This window comes from Aquirufa originis (assembly GCF_042714495.1).
Lineage (GTDB): Bacteria > Bacteroidota > Bacteroidia > Cytophagales > Spirosomataceae > Aquirufa > Aquirufa originis.
On record NZ_JBBKXY010000002.1, the window covers coordinates 330586 to 351479 of the forward strand.

The window sequence follows — 20894 nt, forward strand, 5'->3', positions numbered from 1 at the left end:
CTATTTCCAAATATGTACCTCTACACGACGATTCAACTGCAGATCCGTCTTCGAAGCCGGCACTAACTCTGAGAAGGTCTCGCCCTTAAAGCGATCCGCAGAAACTCCGCGTTGCATCAAGTAACGGCGAACAGACGCCACACGACGCTCCGCAAGTCCTTCATTATATTGCTCGGTCTGGCGGTAATCCGTGTGACCTTGAAGCTTCACATTCACAAAAGGATACTCCGCTAACAAGGAAATAATGCGGTCTAATTTACGCGCATTCATCGGCCCTATCCACGACTTATCCGTGCGGAAATAAACCACGGTATCGAAAAGCGAATCAAGATTCACCTCGCGACGCGGATCAACAGCAGCCAGAACCGGAGCCTCCGAAGGAACTACCGGAGGACAACCCTTCAACTCCTTCAAACCAGCCACCACTGGACAATCATCCAGCGCATCGATCACCCCATCACCATCTTTATCAGACGGACAACCTTTATTTTCGCGCACCCCTTTCACCGTAGGGCAATCATCCTCAGAATCCAATATACCATCGCCATCGGTATCTAATGGAGCCGCCACCACATCAGGCACCGGTTCAGCGATAGGCGAATGACCCCACTCAAATACCAGCCCTAAAGTCGTACTAAAATTCGTCCCTCTATGATTCAATGGATCTAGTTTTCCTGACACAAAAAACGGGAATCCCACCTGCGTGAGACCACGCAAAAGCCAGTGTTCCGCCACCTTATAATCCACGCCCGCGGCGATGGAACCGGCGAAATCTACATCACGGTAGGTTTGGTTATAATTATTATCGAAAACAGCATCCCCCGCAAACTGCCCAAACGGTTTCAGGCGAAACTTATCCCTATCACGCAGGTAATAGCGAAGACCTAGGCCCGCGGAAGTATAGCGATCGCGCGACCCATTGAGACCGAATAATAAGGTCCCAAAAACGTCCACATTCGGCTTCGTTTCGCGGGCATATTGCAACCCTAATTCAGTATAATTAACTAAGAAATCACGGCGCGATGGTAACTCCTGCATCCAACGATTCGTGCCCCCTAACAGCAACGCCATGCTGTGACGCGGGGTGTATTTTATCTCTTCCACGGTGCTTTGCTGAGCAAAAGCAGAGAAACTTAACAGGATAAAAAATAGCTTCTTCATTATTTCGGAGAATTTAAAATAGACAGGCGAATCGCGATTTCGTGCGTCTGGTTACTCACTTTGCTCAGGCCGGAAATGGGCATTTCGTAGATGTAGCCGAGGTAGATTTTGGGGTTTGCTTGCATCCCAAAACGTAATCCATAACTATCCTTATGTCGATAGGCCAAACCCGCATCAAAGGCCTTCCCTATCCGAGCCATTACATTCACGTCCCAGCTCAGTGGAACGTCCTGTGCGGCACGTGCCATAAACGATGGTGAAAACGACAATTGATCGTTCACGCGCACGGTCGTTCCGGCATTAATATACAAATACGTCACGTCCTTGTAGGCTCCAGAAAACCCGCCAAAATCGTAGCTCAACACCCGCGGCATCGACAAGCTCGCGAAGAATCCGCCTTTGTGATTAAAGCGCACGCCCCAGCCCGTATTTCCTTTCAATCCTGAGCCTTTATTCGTCGCTAATATCGGATCATTCGGGTCCACCACTTGGATGCCGTCATAATCTAAATACACCGAAGAAACGCCTAAGCGAATCCCGCCAGCCATGCTCCACTCCGGATTAAACTGCACGTGGTAGGCTAAATCGCCCGCCATCGTCGAGATGCGCAAAGGTCCCGCCTGATCTGCGAGCAATAAGAAGCCTCCGCCTATTTTGGGTTTGTATTGAAAGTTCGCCGTTAAGGCCAACGTCCGCGGCGCCCCCTGAATCCCTAACCATTGCTGGCGGTCCATCATCACGATTTCCCCGCGGTGCCCCGCCTCCATCGTTCCCGCATAAGCCGGTGATGAAATAATCGGGTTAATACGGTACATCGAATACATGGTCTCGATCTGCGCAAACGAGCGCAAACTAACCAGCAAAAACAAAATCAGTATATAACTCTTTTTCATTAGTTCGAAGATCTATCTAAGTACACATAATTGCCTAGGTTTGGTCTAGCACCAAAGAAGTCAAGGATGTAATAATACGTTCCATCCGGCAGCTGACTGTCTGTTGCAAGCGCCCCAAAAGCATTGTCCGTTTGACCTGACCAATTGTTTTGGTAATTACCCGTCGAGAACACGATGTTACCCCAACGGTTGTAAATCGTCAAGCGGTTTTCAATATTCAATCCAGGCAAGCCACGGAAAATCAAGGTGTCATTTTTACCGTCCCCATTAGGCGTGATGGCCTGTGGTGCGATCATATCCGGCACCGGTAAAACGGTAATGTGCAAGGTCGCTTGGGTACATTTTCCATCCGCACTGCACACCGAGTAAATGATATCCACTGGTCCTACATAACCCGCCGCTGGCGTGAAGGTATAGGCTCCAGAAGGACTTAAGCTGAAGCTTCCTTTCGCAGGATCCACGTTCGTCACCGCCGTCGCTGTCAAGGCGCTGCCCGTCGAACTCTTATCGTTTCCTAACACGTTTCCGCTGACCACACCTCCCTGCGTCGTCGCAAAGTCATCTGAGGCGAGCAAGTTTTTTGAAGCCGAGGCCCCTATCGTGTAGTACACTTTCGCGGTCTTGCAAAGTGCCGGCTGGCTGTTATCGCAGACCGTGTAGGTTAACACGTCTGTGCCTACGAATCCTGGCGCTGGCGTGTACGTGATCGTTCCGTCCGCATTGACTTTCGCGGTTCCATTGAGTGGTGCGTTGGTGATTGCCAAAGTACTATACACCAGCACTCCTCCCACATTCGCCGCCTGGTCATTCGCTAGCACGTTCGTCGTTACCGGAGAACCCGCAGCCACTGAAACCACGTCCGCATTGGCGATCGGTGGATTCGTGATGGCATTCGGATCGCTCACCGTGATGACTAATGGAACGAGAGGACAGTTGGTCGTTTGGGCTTTGGCACAAACTGGAACTAAATACTCATACGTTCCCGGCGTCGTCGAACTAAAGCGATACGTTCCATCCGGATTCATCTGCAGACTCGCGCCGCTGATCGAAGCCGGCTGTCCATACGTCGATCCCGCTGGCACCACGTCATTCGTCGCCGCGCTACCGTTCACCGGAATCCCGATCAAGGTCGCGTTAAAGTCAGGCGTGATCACTGGCGCCGGATTCACGACTAGGTGAAGCGTCGCTTTCGCGCACACATTGCTCGCAGAACATACCGTGTAAACCACATCCACCGGACCAGAGAATCCTGGCGCCGGCGTGAAGGTATAAGTTCCGTCCGCCTTAAACACGAGCGTTCCTTCCGCCGCTGAAACCCCGCTAACAATCGTTGCTGTCAAGGTCTCGCCTGCCGTATTTCCGTCGTTCGCTACCACAGATCCCGTCGCAGGAGATCCCGCTGGCGTGCTGTTATAATCATCCGTCGCAAAGGTCTTCGCTGGCTCTGCAACCGGCTGAACCGTGTACGTAACTTTCGCTGTCGAGCAAAGGGCCGGCGTCGAATTATCACAGATTTTATAGGTGATTTCATCCACTCCGGTGAAGCCTGCTTTTGGCGTATAGCTTATCGTTCCATCCGAATTCACCACGGCCGTTCCGTTCGCTCCGTTGGTTACGATTGCCAAACTCGCTGGATTCAGACTCGCCGCAGGATTTGCTGCTTTGTCATTTGCCAAAACTTTCGTCGTCACAGATGATCCCGCATTAACCGTCGCCAAATCCGTATTCGCGACCGGACTATTGCTATCTTTTAACGGATCGCTGACCGTAATCACGAGCGGAACCGTAGGGCAGTTCGTCGTTTGGCCCGTAGGACAAGCGGGAACTAGGTACGTGTAAACACCCGGAATCGTCGCCGTGAAGCTGTAGGTTCCGTTCGCATTGACCGTAATCGTCGCCCCCGATTGTTGCGCTGGCTGACCATAAGTCGCACCCGGAACATCGTTCGTCGACACATTACCGCTCACCGGCACATTGATGTTTGTCGCATCGATGTCTGGATTAGTGGTAGGTGCCAAATAAGGTGCTACCGGTGGAACCGCCGTGACGGTGATGTAGACAACCCCTGTTTGGCAATTCGCTGGTACCGCATCGTCACAGATCGAATACGTTAAACTATCCGTTCCCACAAAACCTATAGCTGGAGTGTAGGTCAGCGTTCCATCTGCATTAAACACCGCCGTGCAATGCACTGGCTCTACGGTTACACGAGCAGAGGACACGTTGATGACTTTACCCGCATTCGTCGAGCTATCATTCAATAAGACCGGAATGATGACAGGCACGTTCATAGGCGTGGTGGCATAATCGTTTTGGACAATCGGTTTAGTTAATGCCGGAGGCGTTACTGGCGGCGGCGTCACGGTAGGCGCCGTCACCGTTATCACTAACGTTTCCGTAGGACAATTCACTGTCTGACCTGGTGCACATACCGGAATCGTATAGGTATAAGTTCCTGCAGCTGTTGCTGTGAAGCTGTACGTTCCGTCCGGATTTACCGTGATTGTTGCACCAGTTATGGCAGCTGGCTGACCGAAGGTAGTGCCCGCTGGATTTAAATCATTAGTCGAAACATCACCCGTTTTCGCAACGTTCGTGATCGCGGTTTCTGTATCATTTACAGGCCCCGGTTCATTCACCGTTATCACTAACGTTTCCGTAGGACAATTAACCGTCTGACCCGGTGCACAGACTGGAATCGTGTAGGTATACGTTCCGGCCACAGTGGCTGTGAACGTGTAGGTTCCGTCCGCATTTACGGTGATTGTCGCTCCCGTTTGTTGCGTAGGTTGACCGAAAGTCGTACCGGCTGGGTTGCTGTCGTTCGTAGCGATGTTTCCGGTTTTAGGAACGTTAGCAAACGCAGTCGCCGTGTCGTCTACTGGTGTCGGTTCTGTCACCGTAATCACCAAGGTCTCCGTAGGACAATTGCTCGTCTGACCCGGTGCACATACTGGAATCGTATACGTGTAAGTTCCTGCAGCTGTCGCAGTGAAACTGTACGTTCCGTTAGCCGCGACTGTTATCGTTGCACCAGTTATGGCAGCTGGCTGGCCGAAGGTCGTGCCTGCTGGATTTAAATCATTAGTCGAAATATCACCCGTTTTCGCCACATTAGCAAACGCAGTCGCCGTGTCATCCACTGGACCTGGCTCATTAACGGTAATCACTAACGTTTCCGTCGGACAATTCACGGTCTGACCCGGTGCACATACTGGAATCGTATACGTGTAAGTTCCGGCCACAGTGGCTGTGAACGTGTAGGTTCCGTTAGCCGCGACTGTTATTGTCGCTCCGGTTAATGCAGCTGGTTGACCATACGTAGAACCGGTAGGAATCACGTCGTTCGTCGAAACATTTCCGCTAACTGGCACATTCGCATAGCCCGATGCCGCGTCATTCACTATGACTGGCGCCGGATCCACTAGGATGTGGAGCGTTGCTTTCGAGCAAATATTACCCGTCGTACACGCTTGGTAAACAATGTCTACTGGACCACTAAATCCAGCCGTAGGGGTGAAGGTATATGTTCCGTTCGCATTCATCGTAAACGTTCCTTGCGCAGAGCTAGGTCCCGTTACTAAACTAGCCGTTAAAGCGGCTCCAGTTGTGTTCGAATCATTTGTTAACAATGCGCCAGTTGCAGGGGTTCCCGAGGCCACGTTATTGTAGTCATCCACCGCCGTCGTTACCGCCGGAGCGCCTGCCGCTTCTACGGTGAAGTAGAGAACAGCGGTTTTACATAAGGCAGGATTTTGGTTATCACAAATGCTATACACTAAACTATCCGTTCCTACAAAATACGGACTAGGAGTATAGCGAATTGTTCCGTCACTATTGATCAGTGTCGTACCGTGAGCAGGCGCTGTCGTGATGCTTAAGCTTGATGGAACCAACGCATTATTTACCTCGCCGGCTTTGTCGTTCGCTAATACATTCACCGTCTTCACGGTTCCTTGTTCCATCGTCACGTGATCGTTATTCGCCACCGGAGCATCCGCCACTAATGGATCTAATACCGTGATCTCTAATGGAGTTTGAGGGCAACCGGACGTTTGATTTGGCCCACAAACTGAAATATAATACACGTATTTGCCTGGCACTGCCGAAGTGAAAGTATAGGTTCCGTTCGCGTTCATCGTTAAGGTCGCGCCGGCTAGTTGGGCTGGATGACCATACGTGGTTCCCGCTGGAACTGGATCATTCGTTTTCACATTTCCGCTTACTGGAACGGATTTGTTCGTCACGTTCACATCCGGCTTGCCTAAATTATCCACATCGCGGTAATCAGGAATGCCGTCTCCGTCGCTGTCCATAGGGGTCGAACCAGGGCCTTTTTCGACCGCATCGGTTTTACCGTCGCCGTCTGTATCTAGGTCTAAGTAGTTCGGGATGCCATCGCCGTCTGTATCAGTAGGCGTGCAAGGCGCAGTGCCGGTGCAGCCATCGTCTTCGATGCTATCCAAGATGCCGTCGCCGTCAGAATCTGTATCGAGGTAATTTGGAATACCGTCTCCATCTGAATCCGTCGTACCTTCAATTGCATCAGGAATGCCATCTCCGTCAGAATCTAGATCCTTGTAATTAGGAATGCCATCGCCATCCGTGTCGACAGGAGAAGCTGGGTTAAATCCTTTTTCGATGCTGTCCAAAATTCCGTCGCCATCACTATCCACATCGATGTAATTCGGTTTGCCGTCGCCATCCGTATCGACCGTTCCTTCGGTCGCATCGGTCATGCCGTCACCGTCTGAATCGAGGTCGCGGTAGTTAGGGATGCCATCTAAATCCGTATCCAATGGGGTCGCGCCAGATGGGCCTTTCTCCACTGCATCCGTGATGCCGTCGTTGTCTGAATCCGTGTCGCGGAAGTCTGGAATACCGTCACCATCCGTGTCTAAGATCGCCGCACCTGTTCCGCGTTCTACGCTATCTGGGATGCCGTCATTATCTGAATCCGTATCGCGGTAATCTGGGATGCCGTCGCCGTCTGTGTCGACTGGGGCATTTCCGTTCGGTCCTTTTTCCAAAGCATCCGAAATTCCGTCGCCGTCACTATCCGTGTCGTATGGATCAGGCAAGGTGGTTCCGTCGGTATTTGGAGGAGTTAAACCCCCATTTGTCGAACTAGGAACTCCATTTGCGTCTACTCCGCCATCTACTTTTCCATCGCCATCTACATCCGTACCATTGGATTCTCTCACGTCTGAAATGCCGTCGTTATCACTGTCTGGATCTAGGCGATTCGGGATGCCATCGCCATCGGTATCGCAGTCTGGTGCTGATGGCGAACAAGCTGCCGCTTCTACTGTATCTAAAATGCCATCATTATCGTCATCCAGGTCTAGCGTATCGTAAACACCGTCCCCATCCGTATCTAATGGACAACCATTGTTGCCAGCAATTCCCGGTAATAATGGACACTGATCTACGTTGTCATTAATGCCATCGCCATCAGAATCTGGATCTAAGTAATTCGGAATCGTGTCTCCATCAAAATCCGTGGTTCCCTCTGATTGATCCGGTTTATTGTCAGCATCTGAATCCAAATCTTTGTAATTTGGGATACCATCATTATCCGTATCTGTAGGGGTACAAGGTGCCGTTCCGGTACAACCTGCGTCTTCCGTTGCATCTAAAATGCCATCATTATCAGAGTCCAAATCACGGTAATCCGGAATACCATCACCATCTGTATCGACCGTGCCTTCTACTGCATCTGGAATACCGTCGCCATCACTATCCACTTCTTTGTAATCTGGGATGCCATCGCCATCGGTGTCTAATGGATTATTTCCATCGATACCGCGTTCAACTGCGTCTAAGATTCCGTCATTATCAGAGTCGGTATCTAGGTAATCTGGTCCCAATGCGCCGTCTGTATTATCTGGCGAAGACCCATTCGCACCTTTCTCTACGCTGTCTGGAATACCGTCACCGTCAGAATCTAAATCTCTATAATTCGGGATGCCGTCGCCGTCTGTATCCGTAGGTGTACAAGGCGCGGTGCCTGTGCAACCGGCATCTTCCACGCTATCTGGAATACCGTCACCATCCGTATCAAGATCTAAATAGTCAGGCGTACCATCATTATCCGAATCTACCGGAGTAGACGTAGGCCCTTTTTCAATGCTATCTGGGATACCATCGCCATCACTATCTAGGTCTAAATAATTAGGAATGCCGTCGCCGTCTGTATCGGTGTTACCTTCCAAAGCATCGGAAATGCCATCCCCGTCACTATCCACATCTAGGTAGTTTGGTCTTCCATCATTATCAGTATCAGTGGTTCCTTCAATCGCATCCGAAATGCCGTCTCCATCTGAATCCAAATCTCTAAAGTTCGGAATACCATCACCATCTGTATCCGTAGGAGTACATGGCGTCGTACCGGTGCAACCCGCATCTTCTACGCTGTCTAAAATCCCGTCACCGTCACTGTCCGTATCTAGGTAATCTGGCGTTCCATCTGAATCCGTATCTACCGGTGTTCCTGTAGGTCCTTTCTCTATTGCATCTGGAATACCATCATTATCGCTATCCGCATCCAAGTAATCAGGGATATTGTCATTATCCGAATTCGTAGGGGTACAAGGAACAATTCCCAAACATCCCGCATCCTCAATCGCATCCGTAATACCATCACCATCTGAATCTAGATCTTTGTAATTTGGAATACCATCGCCATCCGTATCGGTTACACCTTCATTAATATCAGGTATACCATCGCCGTCAGAATCAAGATCTCGGAAGTTTGGAATTCCATCGCCATCCGTGTCGATGGATCCTTCCACTGCGTCCGTGATACCATCGCCGTCAGAATCCGTATCTAAATAATCAGGGATGTTGTCATTATCTGTATCTGCCAAAGTAGACCCATTTCCCTTCTCGATCGCATCCGAAATGCCGTCGCCATCTGAATCCAAATCATACGGATTGCTGTTACCCGTTCCGTCTGTATTAGGCGGCGTTAAACCCCCGTTCGCAGAAGCTGGAACACCGTTGCTGTCTACTGCGCCATCAGCAATGCCATCGTTATTTGCATCCGTCCCATTGGCTTCCGTGATGTCTTTGATACCATCGCCGTCAGAGTCTAAGTCCAAACGATTCGGGATACCGTCGCCATCCGTATCACAATCTACTGCAGATGGGCTACAAGCTGCTGCCTCCACCGTATCCAAGATGCCATCATTGTCATCATCGGTATCCACGGTATCAACTAATCCGTCACCGTCGCTATCTAAGGGACATCCATTCAAGTTCGCTAAACCAGCCACTAATGGACATTGGTCTACCGCATCTAACACACCGTCACCATCTGAATCTAAGTCTAAATAGTTAGGCGTTCCGTCAAGGTCGGTATCTACGTTGCCTTCTGTCGCATCCGATTTACCATCACCGTCTGAATCTAAATCACGGTAATTCGGAATGCCGTCGCCGTCCGTATCGGTGGTTCCTTCAATCGCATCCGTGATGCCGTCGCCATCAGAATCTAAATCCCTAAAGTCAGGCGTGCCATCACCGTCTGTATCCAGCGGAGTGGTTCCTGTACCTTTTTCAATGGCATCGGTAATGCCATCGCCATCAGAATCTAAGTCTAGATAATCAGGAATACCGTCGCCATCCGTATCCACCGGAGTGCCCGTTGGACCTTTTTCGATGTTATCCGAAATACCATCTCCATCTGAGTCTAAGTCTAGGTAATTAGGCGTGCCGTCTCCGTCTGTATCCGTAGGCGTACAAGGTGCGGTGCCGGTGCAACCTGCGTCTTCGATGCTGTCCAAAATTCCATCGCCATCACTATCCGTATCCAGGTAATTTGGAATACCATCTCCGTCTGTATCGACGGTTCCTTCTACACGATCAGGGATACCATCGCCGTCACTATCAACATCTAAGAAATTAGGCGTGCCATCACCATCCGTATCAACGGTGCCCTCTGCCCGATCGGCAATGCCATCGCCATCGCTATCCAGATCTCGGAAATTGGGAATACCGTCTCCATCCGTATCCGTTGAGCCCTCTAGGCTATCTAAAATACCGTCGTTGTCTGAGTCCAAATCTTTGTAATCCGGCGTACCATCTCCATCCGTATCCACTGGAGTTCCGGTAGGTCCTTTTTCGATCGCATCTGTAATACCATCGCCGTCAGAATCGGTATCAATGTAGTTCGGATTTCCATCCCCATCCGTATCGACTGTTCCTTCGATCGCATCCGAAATGCCATCGCCATCACTATCAGGATCGAGGTAATTTGGAATACCATCACCGTCCGTATCTGTCGTTCCTTCGATACGATCTAAAATACCATCACCATCGCTATCTGTATCTAAATAATCTGGCGTGCCATCATTATCCGTATCGCGCGGAGTAGATGTCGGTCCTTTTTCAATCGCATCCGTAATTCCATCACCATCTGAATCTAAATCCAAATAGTTAGGTGTTCCATCGCCATCCGTATCCGTAGGGGTACAAGGTGCCGTTCCGGTGCAACCGCTATCTTCAATCGAATCAGCAATTCCATCGCCGTCGCTATCTAAATCACGGTAATCTGGAGTTCCATCTCCATCCGTATCCGTAGGCGTACAAGGTAAGAATCCGATACAAACGGCATCTTCTAGGCTATCTGGAATTCCGTCGTTATCTGAATCTAGATCTAACCAGTCTGGCGTTCCGTCTCCATCCGTATCTCTTGGAGTGCCTGAGCCTTTCTCCGTTGCATCTGGAATTCCGTCACCATCCGCATCGATCGGAGTGATGGTTAAGCTTAAGGTTCCTGTGCTCGTCGCCGTTCCATCTGAAACCGTATAACTAATCGCTGGAGCGGATCCATAATAATTTAAAGCTGGTGTAAACACGAAACTTCCGTCCGCATTGATGATGATGGTTCCTACCCCTGTGATGGTCGTTAATTGACCTGCCGGGTAACTCACACCACCTATCGAATATGCCGTAATACTTAACGAAGAACCCTCCACATCACGATCATTTGTTAACACATTATTCGTGATAGGCGTATTAATCGGTTCGGATAAATTCTCATTTGCCACGATAGGCGCATCGTTCACAGGCGCTACTACAATCGTTAAATTACCATTCGTCGATGCCCCTTGGCCATCACTAACGGTGTATTCGATCATCGGAACAATACCATTATAATTCGCTGTAGGCGTAAAGGTATAGGTTCCATTTGCGTTGATCGTAATCGCTCCTACTCCTGGAATCGTTGCCGTCGATGTAAATGTTCCAGAGATACCTGCAATCGTAAATTGAGTGATCGTTAATGGATTACTTTCTGGGTCTGAATCGTTCGTTAATAAATTACCCGTAGCGACCGCATCTTCCAGCATATTGACCGTTTCTGGAGCCACCACTGGCGGATCATTTACCGGTGTAACCGTGATGCTTAGCGTACCTGAAGTTACTCCTCCGTTTCCATCTGAAACAGCATAAGTAATCACAGGAACTGTGCCAAAATACCCGCGGTTAGGCGTAAACGTATACGTCCCATCTGCGTTCACAATCACCGATCCTACCCCTGTTAATTCCACAATAGATCCCGCTGGGTAGGTAACACCGCCCACCGTGATTTGGGTAACGGTTAAAGAAGCTGTTGCCGTTTCAACATCCGTGTCATTTGTTAATACACTAAAGCCAGTGATCGCTGTATTTTCAGGTGTTATACGCGTTTCGTTAGAAACCGTCGGTGCATCATTAACTGGCGTTACTGCGATGTTTACATTGGCTGTATTCGTGGCGAAACCATCTGTAACCGTATACGTGATGGTAGGAATTGATCCCGTGTAATTCGCGACTGGCGTAAATGTTAAATCGCCGTTAGGCGTGACTGTGACTGTTCCGACATTTGGAATCGTAGCAATCGAAGAGGTCGTAAATGAACCGTTTATTCCTGCAATCGTAAATTGAGTAACTGTCAAAGTAGTATTACCATCAATATCCGAATCATTCGCTAACACATTCACCGTGACTGGTGTGTCTTCCGGCGTTGTTTTATTGTCATCATTAACGGCAATTGGCCTATCATTCATCGCGGTCACATTGATGTTCAATGTTCCCGTATCAGTACCCCCGTTTCCATCGCTAATGGTATACGTAATGGTAGGAACAGTCCCGTTGTAATTAGGGAATGGCGTAAATGTATACGTTCCATTCGCATTCATCACAATAGTTCCTGCACCCGGAATCACATTGGTCGACCCGGCTGGATACGTGTAGGTTACGCCACTTACCGTAAATGAATATTGGGTTACGACTAAAGATGTATTTGTAGTTTCCGCATCGGTGTCGTTTGAGCGAACATTTCCGGAAACAGGCGTATCTTCCTGAGTAGAATTCACATCATTTACTGCATCAGGATTTGCATTCACTGGCGCCACAAAAATGTCTAATAGTCCTATATCAGTCAGCGATCCATCACTTAGCGTATAAGAAATAGGCGGAACAGTTCCGGTGTAGGTTCCGCTAGGAACAAAACTATAAGCCCCATTTGCACTAATCTGAATGGTTCCTATACCCGGCATCGTGACTAAACTAGAACCCGTTGTATTCGTATAGGTCGTTGCATTAATCGTAAAGCTAAACGAAGTTACGGTTAAGGTTGCGCCCGCATCTACATCCGCGTCATTCGTCAATAAATTGCCAGTCGCGGTACTTCCTTGTAAAATAGTGACAATATCATCCGTCGCTAATGGCGGATCATTTACCGGATTAACCGTAATGGTTAAACGACCTACATCTGAGCCTCCGTTACCATCGCTTAGCGTATAATCTAAGTTCGGAACGGCTCCAGAATAACCTGCCGTAGGCGTGAACGTATACGAGCCATTTGCGTTCATGGTGATCGAACCTTTGCCCGGAATATTCGCAACATCACCAGGGTTATAGGTGATTCCGTTGATCGTGAATTGCGTAATGGTTAACGTATTTCCGTCTGCATCAGAATCCGCAGTTCCGGTAGTTAAAACATTGCCAGAAACTGGGGTATTTTCATTCGTAGCAATGACATCATCTATCGCGACTGGCGCGTCGTTGACTGGGGTGATGGTTAAGGCCAAAGCCCCTACATCCGACCCTCCATTCGCATCCGTCGCCGTGTATTCGATCGCTGGAACTGAGCCATTGTAATTCGCGACAGGCGTGAAAGTGAAGCTGCCGTCAGCATTCATCACGAACGTTCCCACATTCGCAATCGTCGCTGTTTGGCCGGCATTATACGTAACGCCACCTACCGTAAACGTCGTTACTGTTAGAGCTGCTGCGGGTGTTCCTGATCCTGTATCGTTCGTTAAAACATTGCCAGTTAGGGGCGTGTCTTCCGTTCCTGTTTTGGCATCATCCACAATCGATGGCGTGTTAGACATCAGGATTTTGGCAGCAGACGACGTCACATTTCCGCACACATAATTCGACTGCGATAACAGCAATTGATAGCGGTAACCTTTCATCGCAATGGACACATTGCTCACCGCCAAAGTACTCGTTCCCGCACCGGCATAAGTCGAAGAATTCGTCACGTTCGACCAGGTATTCCCACCATCAGAACTCACTTGCCATTGGTAGGTAGTCGTGCCCGTTCCCGCCGTAACATTCGCAGAGAATACAGCAGAACCACCAGGCGTAGTAGATTGATCTGCCGGTTGTGTCGTGATAACGCTCGCCGCTCCAGCACTTAAATAATTACTATTCGTGCCGGTATATGTCGCACTCGTAATCTTACCTGTGGCATCTACCGTGATTGGATTTGTGCCAAATTGTTGGTTACCATCCGTACCCTGCGTCAACACATTATTGTACGCTTCGTTCGCGTCAGAACAACCGTCGCCGTCAGAGTCTAGATCTTGCGAGTTAGGGATTCCGTCGCCGTCGAAGTCACAAACGAGTCTTGAGTCGTCTAATGAGTTACCAAAACCAGTTGCAGCAAATTGGAAACCATTCGCCACATCGACAGGTAGCCAAGTGGTAGAACTTCCCAAGGTATATTGAACCGTTGCTTGTTCATTATTGATACCATCGTGCATCGCCACAGCCATTCGAACCCATTTCCCCGCATTGGCAGCACTTACAACGAATGTACCTCCTTGGTAAGCTTGTACACTTCCGTACTTTGTTTGAGATACCAGTTTTAAATCAGTGCTATTTGCATTTAGAAGTACGCTGTTACTTCCGCCACCACCTTGAATTGGAGTGGTAATAGTCGCTCCCGCGTGAGACATATAAAGCATTGCCGTATTCCAAATAGTAGACGTATACGCGATTCTAAAGTTAATTTGACTTGCCGTACTAAATGAGGTGGTAGCTGGAATTTTGACAAAGACTTCACGGTATACAATTGTTCCCAAATTTGCTGATGGGATATCCAACGAATTAATAGGCTCTTGAACTACGGTTGGTGTAGCTGGAGGAAGTTTTACTTCTCCATATATATTTTGAGTAGCCTCTGCTCGCACACCCCCGAAAGTCGTTCCCGCGTAAGTATTTACTGCTGCCTCGTCATAACCAGTCAGCGTCCAGCTCTTACGAGAAACCTGTCCTAAATTTGCCGGTGTATTTTCAATCATCAATGCAACGCTACATTCCGCTGCATCTAAAATCCCATCATTATCATCATCTAAATCATCCACATCTGGAACCCCATCAAAATCAGAATCGATACACGATTTAATCGTTGGATCTGTAGCACGAGAATACAAATAAGTACCGCTATACAAACCACTTTCTGTTCCAGTTTCAATGCCGTCGATGAAACCATTCGCGCCAATAGCTCCTGTCAAAGTGCTCGTCGTTAATTTAGCAGAACTACTTACGCCCGAGCCTGAATGATAGGTTGTTTTCGCCTCCACTGCGTCGAAACAACCGTCGCCGTCAGAATCTAAATCTCTTGAATTTGGTATACCATCTCTGTCCGTATCGCAAGCCGCTAAATTAGGACTGCTAGAAACCGAAACGTTGCCAATATAGAAGTCGTCGTTACCCGCAGTAAACCCAACTTCCATGGAATTGCTCGTATAAAATACGTTACTTGGTATGGAGATTGTTACCGTCGTAAAAGGGCCTGAAGCTAATTGAACAGGGAAAGTACTGATTGAACTTAATGCCCCATTAGAAGTTTGAATGGTGGCAGTTGTGGTATTATTTGCAGGATTCGTTAGAACGGCATATTGAATACCGTTTACTTGCATGATTATGGATGCAGTATAGCCATTCGATGGTATATTATTATACCCCGTTGCTTTTACATCTACTTTGAAATCTACATAACCTGGACGCGTGGTTGGATAGGGTCTACCGATAGTTTGGCTTAATTTGAAATTAGCCGCACCATCACTAAAATTAGCCATTGTGCCATCAATCAATGTCCATCCGGTACCTACGGTCCAACCGGTAGTACCATTTGCAAAGTTGCCATTAGATATTAATTCAGTGGCTGGACATTCGACGCTATCTAAAATTCCATCATTATCGTCATCGATATCCATCACATCTACCACCCCATCATTATCGGTGTCAAGGCAAGAATTAAAGGTGGCATCTGTCGCTAATTGATACGAATAAGTGCCTGAATAAATCCCTGACTCTGTTGATGTTTCTAGTGTATTGACAAAACCATTGGCACCATAGGTACCAGCAACCGTTGTCGCTGAAGTTCCTGTGACAGTTCCCGCCTCCACGGCGTCCGAACAGCCATCACCATCTGAATCCGTGTCTTGTGTATTAGGAATACCATCACCGTCTGAATCTAGATTACACGTTTGCTCTGTAAAATAGGCTTCTTGAATCCAGGTAGTTGTGCTGACCGTTCCTTTGGTTGAGGTACCAAAAAGACGGTACTTGGTATAGGCCGTCGTATTAAACGGCATTTTAATCGTGTAGGAATTTGCCGGTGCTAGTACAGGCGCCGTCATGGCAAACGTTTGATTCGTTAAGATATTAATCCATTTCGAACCATTCCATCCCTGTACATTATATTTACCTGTTGTTCCTAACGTTGTACCACTATTCTGTGTGCTGATCTCGATTAAATTTAAGGCTTTGGCAGCCGAAAAATCAAATTGTAAAATAGTTTGATCAATAAAATCTGTGGTAGAATACGCAGTTAGATCCTCTTTTCCATTGACTAAATTCGCCAAAGTCGTACCGGTATAACCCCAAGTCACCGTCGACGAAACCGTAATGCCTGTCTTCGCAACAATAGCAATAGCACAGTTTAATTCTGTTACATCGAGCACGCCGTCATTGTCGTCATCGATATCAAGGGCGTTCGCAATTCCATCACTATCTGTATCTGTACATGCATTCACAGAAGCATCCACCACAAAATTATAGGTGTAGGTTCCAGTATAGATGCCACTTCCAGAAGTAGTTTCTAAACCGGTTGCAAAACCATTCGCGCTATAAGGTGCGGGAATTATAACAGCACTTAATTTTGCATTACTTGTAACACCCGAAGTCGCTATGGCAGTGGTTCCCGCCTCTACCGCATCTGGGCAATTATCACCATCAGAATCAGTGTCTAACCAGTTTTTAATGCCGTCATTATCTATATCTGTATTACAAGCGCGTTCGAAGAAATAGGCTTCTTGAATCCAACTACTTGAATTATATGTCCCTTTAGCTGACGTACCAAAAATACGGTACTTCGTATAGGCCGTCAGGTTATTAGGCATATAGAATTTGTACGTATTTCCCGGTGCTCTGATAGGTGCGGATGGACTACCAAAGGTTTTATTCTTCTCAATAACATCCCAAGCCGTTCCGTTCCAACCCTCAATATTATACGTACCCGTTGTACCTAAAGTAGTCAGTCCAGACTGTGTACTTAATTCAATTTGTTCTAAAACTTTAGCAGTAGGCAAATTGAATTGCAAGATGGTCTGATTCAAGAAATCTCCGGTCGTATAGGCGGTTAGGTCTTCCGTACCATTGACTAAATTGTTTAAGGTGGTTCCATTATAACCCCATGTGACGGTAGAGGAAACGGTTATCCCTGTTTTGGCCAAAGTAGAAACTTCACAGTTATATTCCGTTATATCTAAAATACCATCGTTGTCATCATCAATATCAAGAATATTTGGCACGCCATCACTATCCGTATCCAAACAAGCACTGACAGTTGCATCTAAAGCAAAATCGTAAGTATACGTCCCTGAATATGACCCAGACTCAGACGTCGTTTCAATGCTATTTGCAAATCCATTGGTACCAAATGTACCCGATATTACCGCACTCGCTACCGTGGTCGTGCTAGTAACATTGCTCACTATATTAGTAACCGAGCCGCTCGTTAATGAAGTAGTAATTCCCGCCTCTCTTGTATCTGGACAACCATCACCATCAGAATCCAAATCTAAACGGTTAGGAATTCCATCACCATCAATATCAGAAGCACAACTCGCTTCTTTAAAGTAAATCTCTGTGGCCCAGCCTGCTCCTGCTGCACCAGAGATTCCATAGATTCGGTAGTATTTATAGGCTGTTCGATTGCTGGCAAAATTCGCAATATTGGAATTATTAGATGACAATCCACCGCTCGTAGAAGTGGCAACATTGTTATACGTAAAAGTTCCCGTTACATCTGTCCAATTCGTATTATCACTGCTACCTTGAATTTTATAGGTAGAACTTAAGGAGAATAAATACTGATTTACATAGTGCCCTATTTCCAAATAAGTCAATGCTTTAGGAGTAGGGAATTCAAAATTAAACCAAGGACTATTGCTCAATGTTCCCGTTGGACCGTTTGCTACGTAGACATTGGCATCTACCCCATCTATCAAATTGTTGATGGTGTTAGAGTTATAGCTATAATTAATGGTGGCAGGCTTTGTAATAATTAAACCCGTTTTGTTAGTAGTGATGATGCTGCAATTATCCTCTATCGTATCCAGAACGCCATCGTTATCGTCATCTAAATCAATCACATCACCCACTCCATCATTATCGGTATCTATACAGGCGTTAATAGAATTCGATATGGCATAATTATAGGTATATGTTCCACTATATACCCCATTATCTACAGTTGATTCTAATGCATCTGCAAAACCATTTAATCCATACTGCCCTGCGGCTACTGAATTAGCAACACCGGCTGTCGTGGTATTCGTTGTTGATCCAACAGAACGGTTAATGACTGTTCCTGTAGTTAATGTCCCTATAACTCCTGCTTCTTTTGCATCTGGACAATCATCCCCATCGGAGTCTAGATCCAAATGATTAAATACGCCATCATTATCAATATCATTGGTACAGCTAGTTTTGGGATACAAACTTGCTTGATAAGACGTGGGTAAAACTAAACGTAATTCATAGACACCGCCATAACCACAAGTTCCTGCAACTCCAACAATGCGGAATAAAGTATATTTAATATTAGGATTCAAGGTGTTTGATACAGTGAACAAACCAGAAGTTGCGGTTGAACTCACTGCTGCAGATAAGTCCGCCCAAGTTGAACCATTGTCTACACTTCCTTGTAATTTAAAGGTATTGGCGGTTGTACTTGAAAGTGCCCAATTGACTAACTCCATTTGTACACCACTAATAGCAATAGGTCCTACAACGCTTGGGGTAATTCTAAACAATTCTTTTCCTACCCAATTTTGTCCAGTACTGAATGCCGAATAAGTTGTAGCATCCTTATCTATTGCATTGATGATTGCATTCGTACTATAAATTAATAACTCTGTTGTTAATTTCGTAGGTAAGCTTGCTTCCGTATTGGTGAAGAAACAAGTAATTGATTCCAAAGCATCAAGAACACCATCATTATCATCATCAATGTCTGAAAGATCAATTACACCATCATTATCAGAATCCAAACAGACATTTAATGCTGAACTTGCCGCATAATAATATGAATATAAACCTGAGTAAATGCCATTTCCTGAAGTTTCTAATGCATCTGCAAAACCATTCGTACCATAAGGTCCATTAGCTATTGTGTTAGCTACGTTTGCCGTGGTTGTCGTGGTAGAGCTTGAACCTGAAGCTAAATTAATAATGCTACCTGAATTCAATGTTCCGGTTACACCTGCCTCTTTTGCATCGCTACAACCATCTCCGTCAGAATCTAAATCAATCTCGTTTGGTATTCCGTCTTTATCAAAATCACAATCAGCTGGAATAATCACACCATAATCACCTGTGATAAACGTTTGACCGATTACTACTTGACCTATTTGAAAGGTATTCTGTGCATTCGTATTTAAGGTTATTCTATTAAAAGAACCTGATCGTAAACGCATTTCTTCTAATGGACCATTAGAGGTACGCGATCCAAAAATGCTTACTTCACCCAATTTATTTATATAGATACGTGATAAAGGTCGCTGTTGATTTCCTGCAATGTCCCATACTGCTGTATACGATGTCCCATCTAAAAATTCTACAACTGAATTGGATGTGTATGGAACAAAATATTCTAATTCCTGAGGATTCACTAAATGGGTACCATTGATACGAACATTGAATGAATTATCTAAAGACCAAATATTGACTAATAAGCCATCAGGTGCTGCTGGAAAGGTTTGAGAGGCTGAGGCTCCATTTGTAACGGTAAATGACTGCCTTGAATAATTCACATTATTGGGGTCAAAAGGCGCACATTCTTGTGAGTCTAATACCCCGTCATTATCATCATCTAAATCAAATAAGTTGCCTACTCCATCACTATCAGAATCTAAACAACCATTGTAATTAGTTGAAATTGCATATTTGTAGAGGAGTGTACCACTGTAAACAGCACTTTCTGTTGCCGTTTCTAAACCATCAGCAAAGCCATTGGCCCCAACAGTCCCAGAAATAACTGCACTAGCTACATTAGCAGTAGTAGTTAAAACATTATTTACTTTATTTTGAATAGATGCACTGGTTAATGCTCCCGTACTTACACCAGCTTCTTTAGCATCTGGACAACCATCCCCATCAGAATCTAAATCAAAATTATTGGTAATGCCATCTCCATCTGTATCTGTTGCAGTACAGGTTGCTTTAGGGTAGAAACTTGGTTCGTAGTTAGTTGATGTGGTGAAATAAAATTCGGTAGCATACCCATTGACATTAACCGTTCCTGCCGTTCCATATAAACGGTAAAATTTATATCGAGCTTGGCTTTGTGTAACCGTAAATATTTCGTTAGGTGTATTTGCTGTCCAAAATGGAGCAACAATCGTATTGTCCGTAAGGGTATTAAAGGTTGTTCCCGTGTTTAAATCTGTCCAAGTTGAATTATCGTTACTGGCTTGAACTTTAACTATTGCACCCGAATTAAAGTGACTGTTACCATCGGCAAAACGAAGCGTTAATTGTGATAAAGAAACAGGATCGTTAAACGTAATTTTATACAATTCTTTGTTTACAATAGAAGAGTTATTGACAAACCCAATGGCAATTGTAGCCCCATCTCCATCAATTAAATTTTTGGGTTGATTATTGGGGCTAACTCTTGGTATCTCTGATGAGATTGTAATACTAGCTTGTCTATTACCGCTTGTAAAAAATGTGGCTGTCGAATAACAATTGGGAGATTCTATGGCATCTAAAATACCATCGTTATCATCATCAATATCCATGATATCAGGGACTCCATCGGTGTCAAAATCAGCACAAACATTTACAGTAGCGCTTTTTGCATAATTACTGTAAGTGGATACATAATTAATCAATCCTGAATTAGCACTTGTTTCTACACCGTCGGCTAAACCATTTGTCCCATATACTCCCTGAGCTATCGCGTTCGAAACAGATGTGTTTGTTAATGAGCCATTTACTTTGTTGACAAGGGTACCTGAAATTAAAGTTCCAGAAACGCCCGCTTCTTTA

Annotated in this window: 3 protein-coding genes (1 of these 3 running past the window's edge); all 3 read right to left on the reverse strand. The window is 46.4% G+C overall.

The window, feature by feature from the left end:
* Tightly spaced (each overlapping or abutting the next), the 3 genes in view from SKC35_RS06835 to SKC35_RS06845 form a layout consistent with a single transcriptional unit that may run on beyond the window.
* On the reverse strand, positions 1-1161 hold the full coding sequence (locus SKC35_RS06835) for an OmpA family protein (RefSeq protein WP_377978645.1): 1161 nt from the start codon (positions 1159-1161) through the stop codon (positions 1-3).
* Entirely contained in the window at positions 1161-2054 is an 894-nt protein-coding gene (locus SKC35_RS06840) for a PorP/SprF family type IX secretion system membrane protein (RefSeq protein ID WP_377978646.1), read from the reverse strand. Before SKC35_RS06840 ends, SKC35_RS06835 begins: the two co-directional genes overlap by 1 nt.
* On the reverse strand, positions 2054-20894 hold the 3' portion of the coding sequence (locus SKC35_RS06845; protein WP_377978647.1) for a tandem-95 repeat protein. It continues 7001 nt past the right edge of the window; the window shows 18841 of its 25842 coding nt (coding positions 7002-25842); the start codon falls outside the window, past its right edge — the gene reads right to left on this strand; its stop codon occupies positions 2054-2056. Before SKC35_RS06845 ends, SKC35_RS06840 begins: the two co-directional genes overlap by 1 nt.

What these genes read in the sequence shown, in the direction of transcription:
- SKC35_RS06835 (WP_377978645.1), bottom strand. Translation starts at nt 1,161, where the DNA reads ATGAAGAAGCTATTTTTTATCCTGTTAAGTTTCTCTGCTTTTGCTCAG.
- SKC35_RS06840 (WP_377978646.1), bottom strand. Translation starts at nt 2,054, where the DNA reads ATGAAAAAGAGTTATATACTGATTTTGTTTTTGCTGGTTAGTTTGCGC.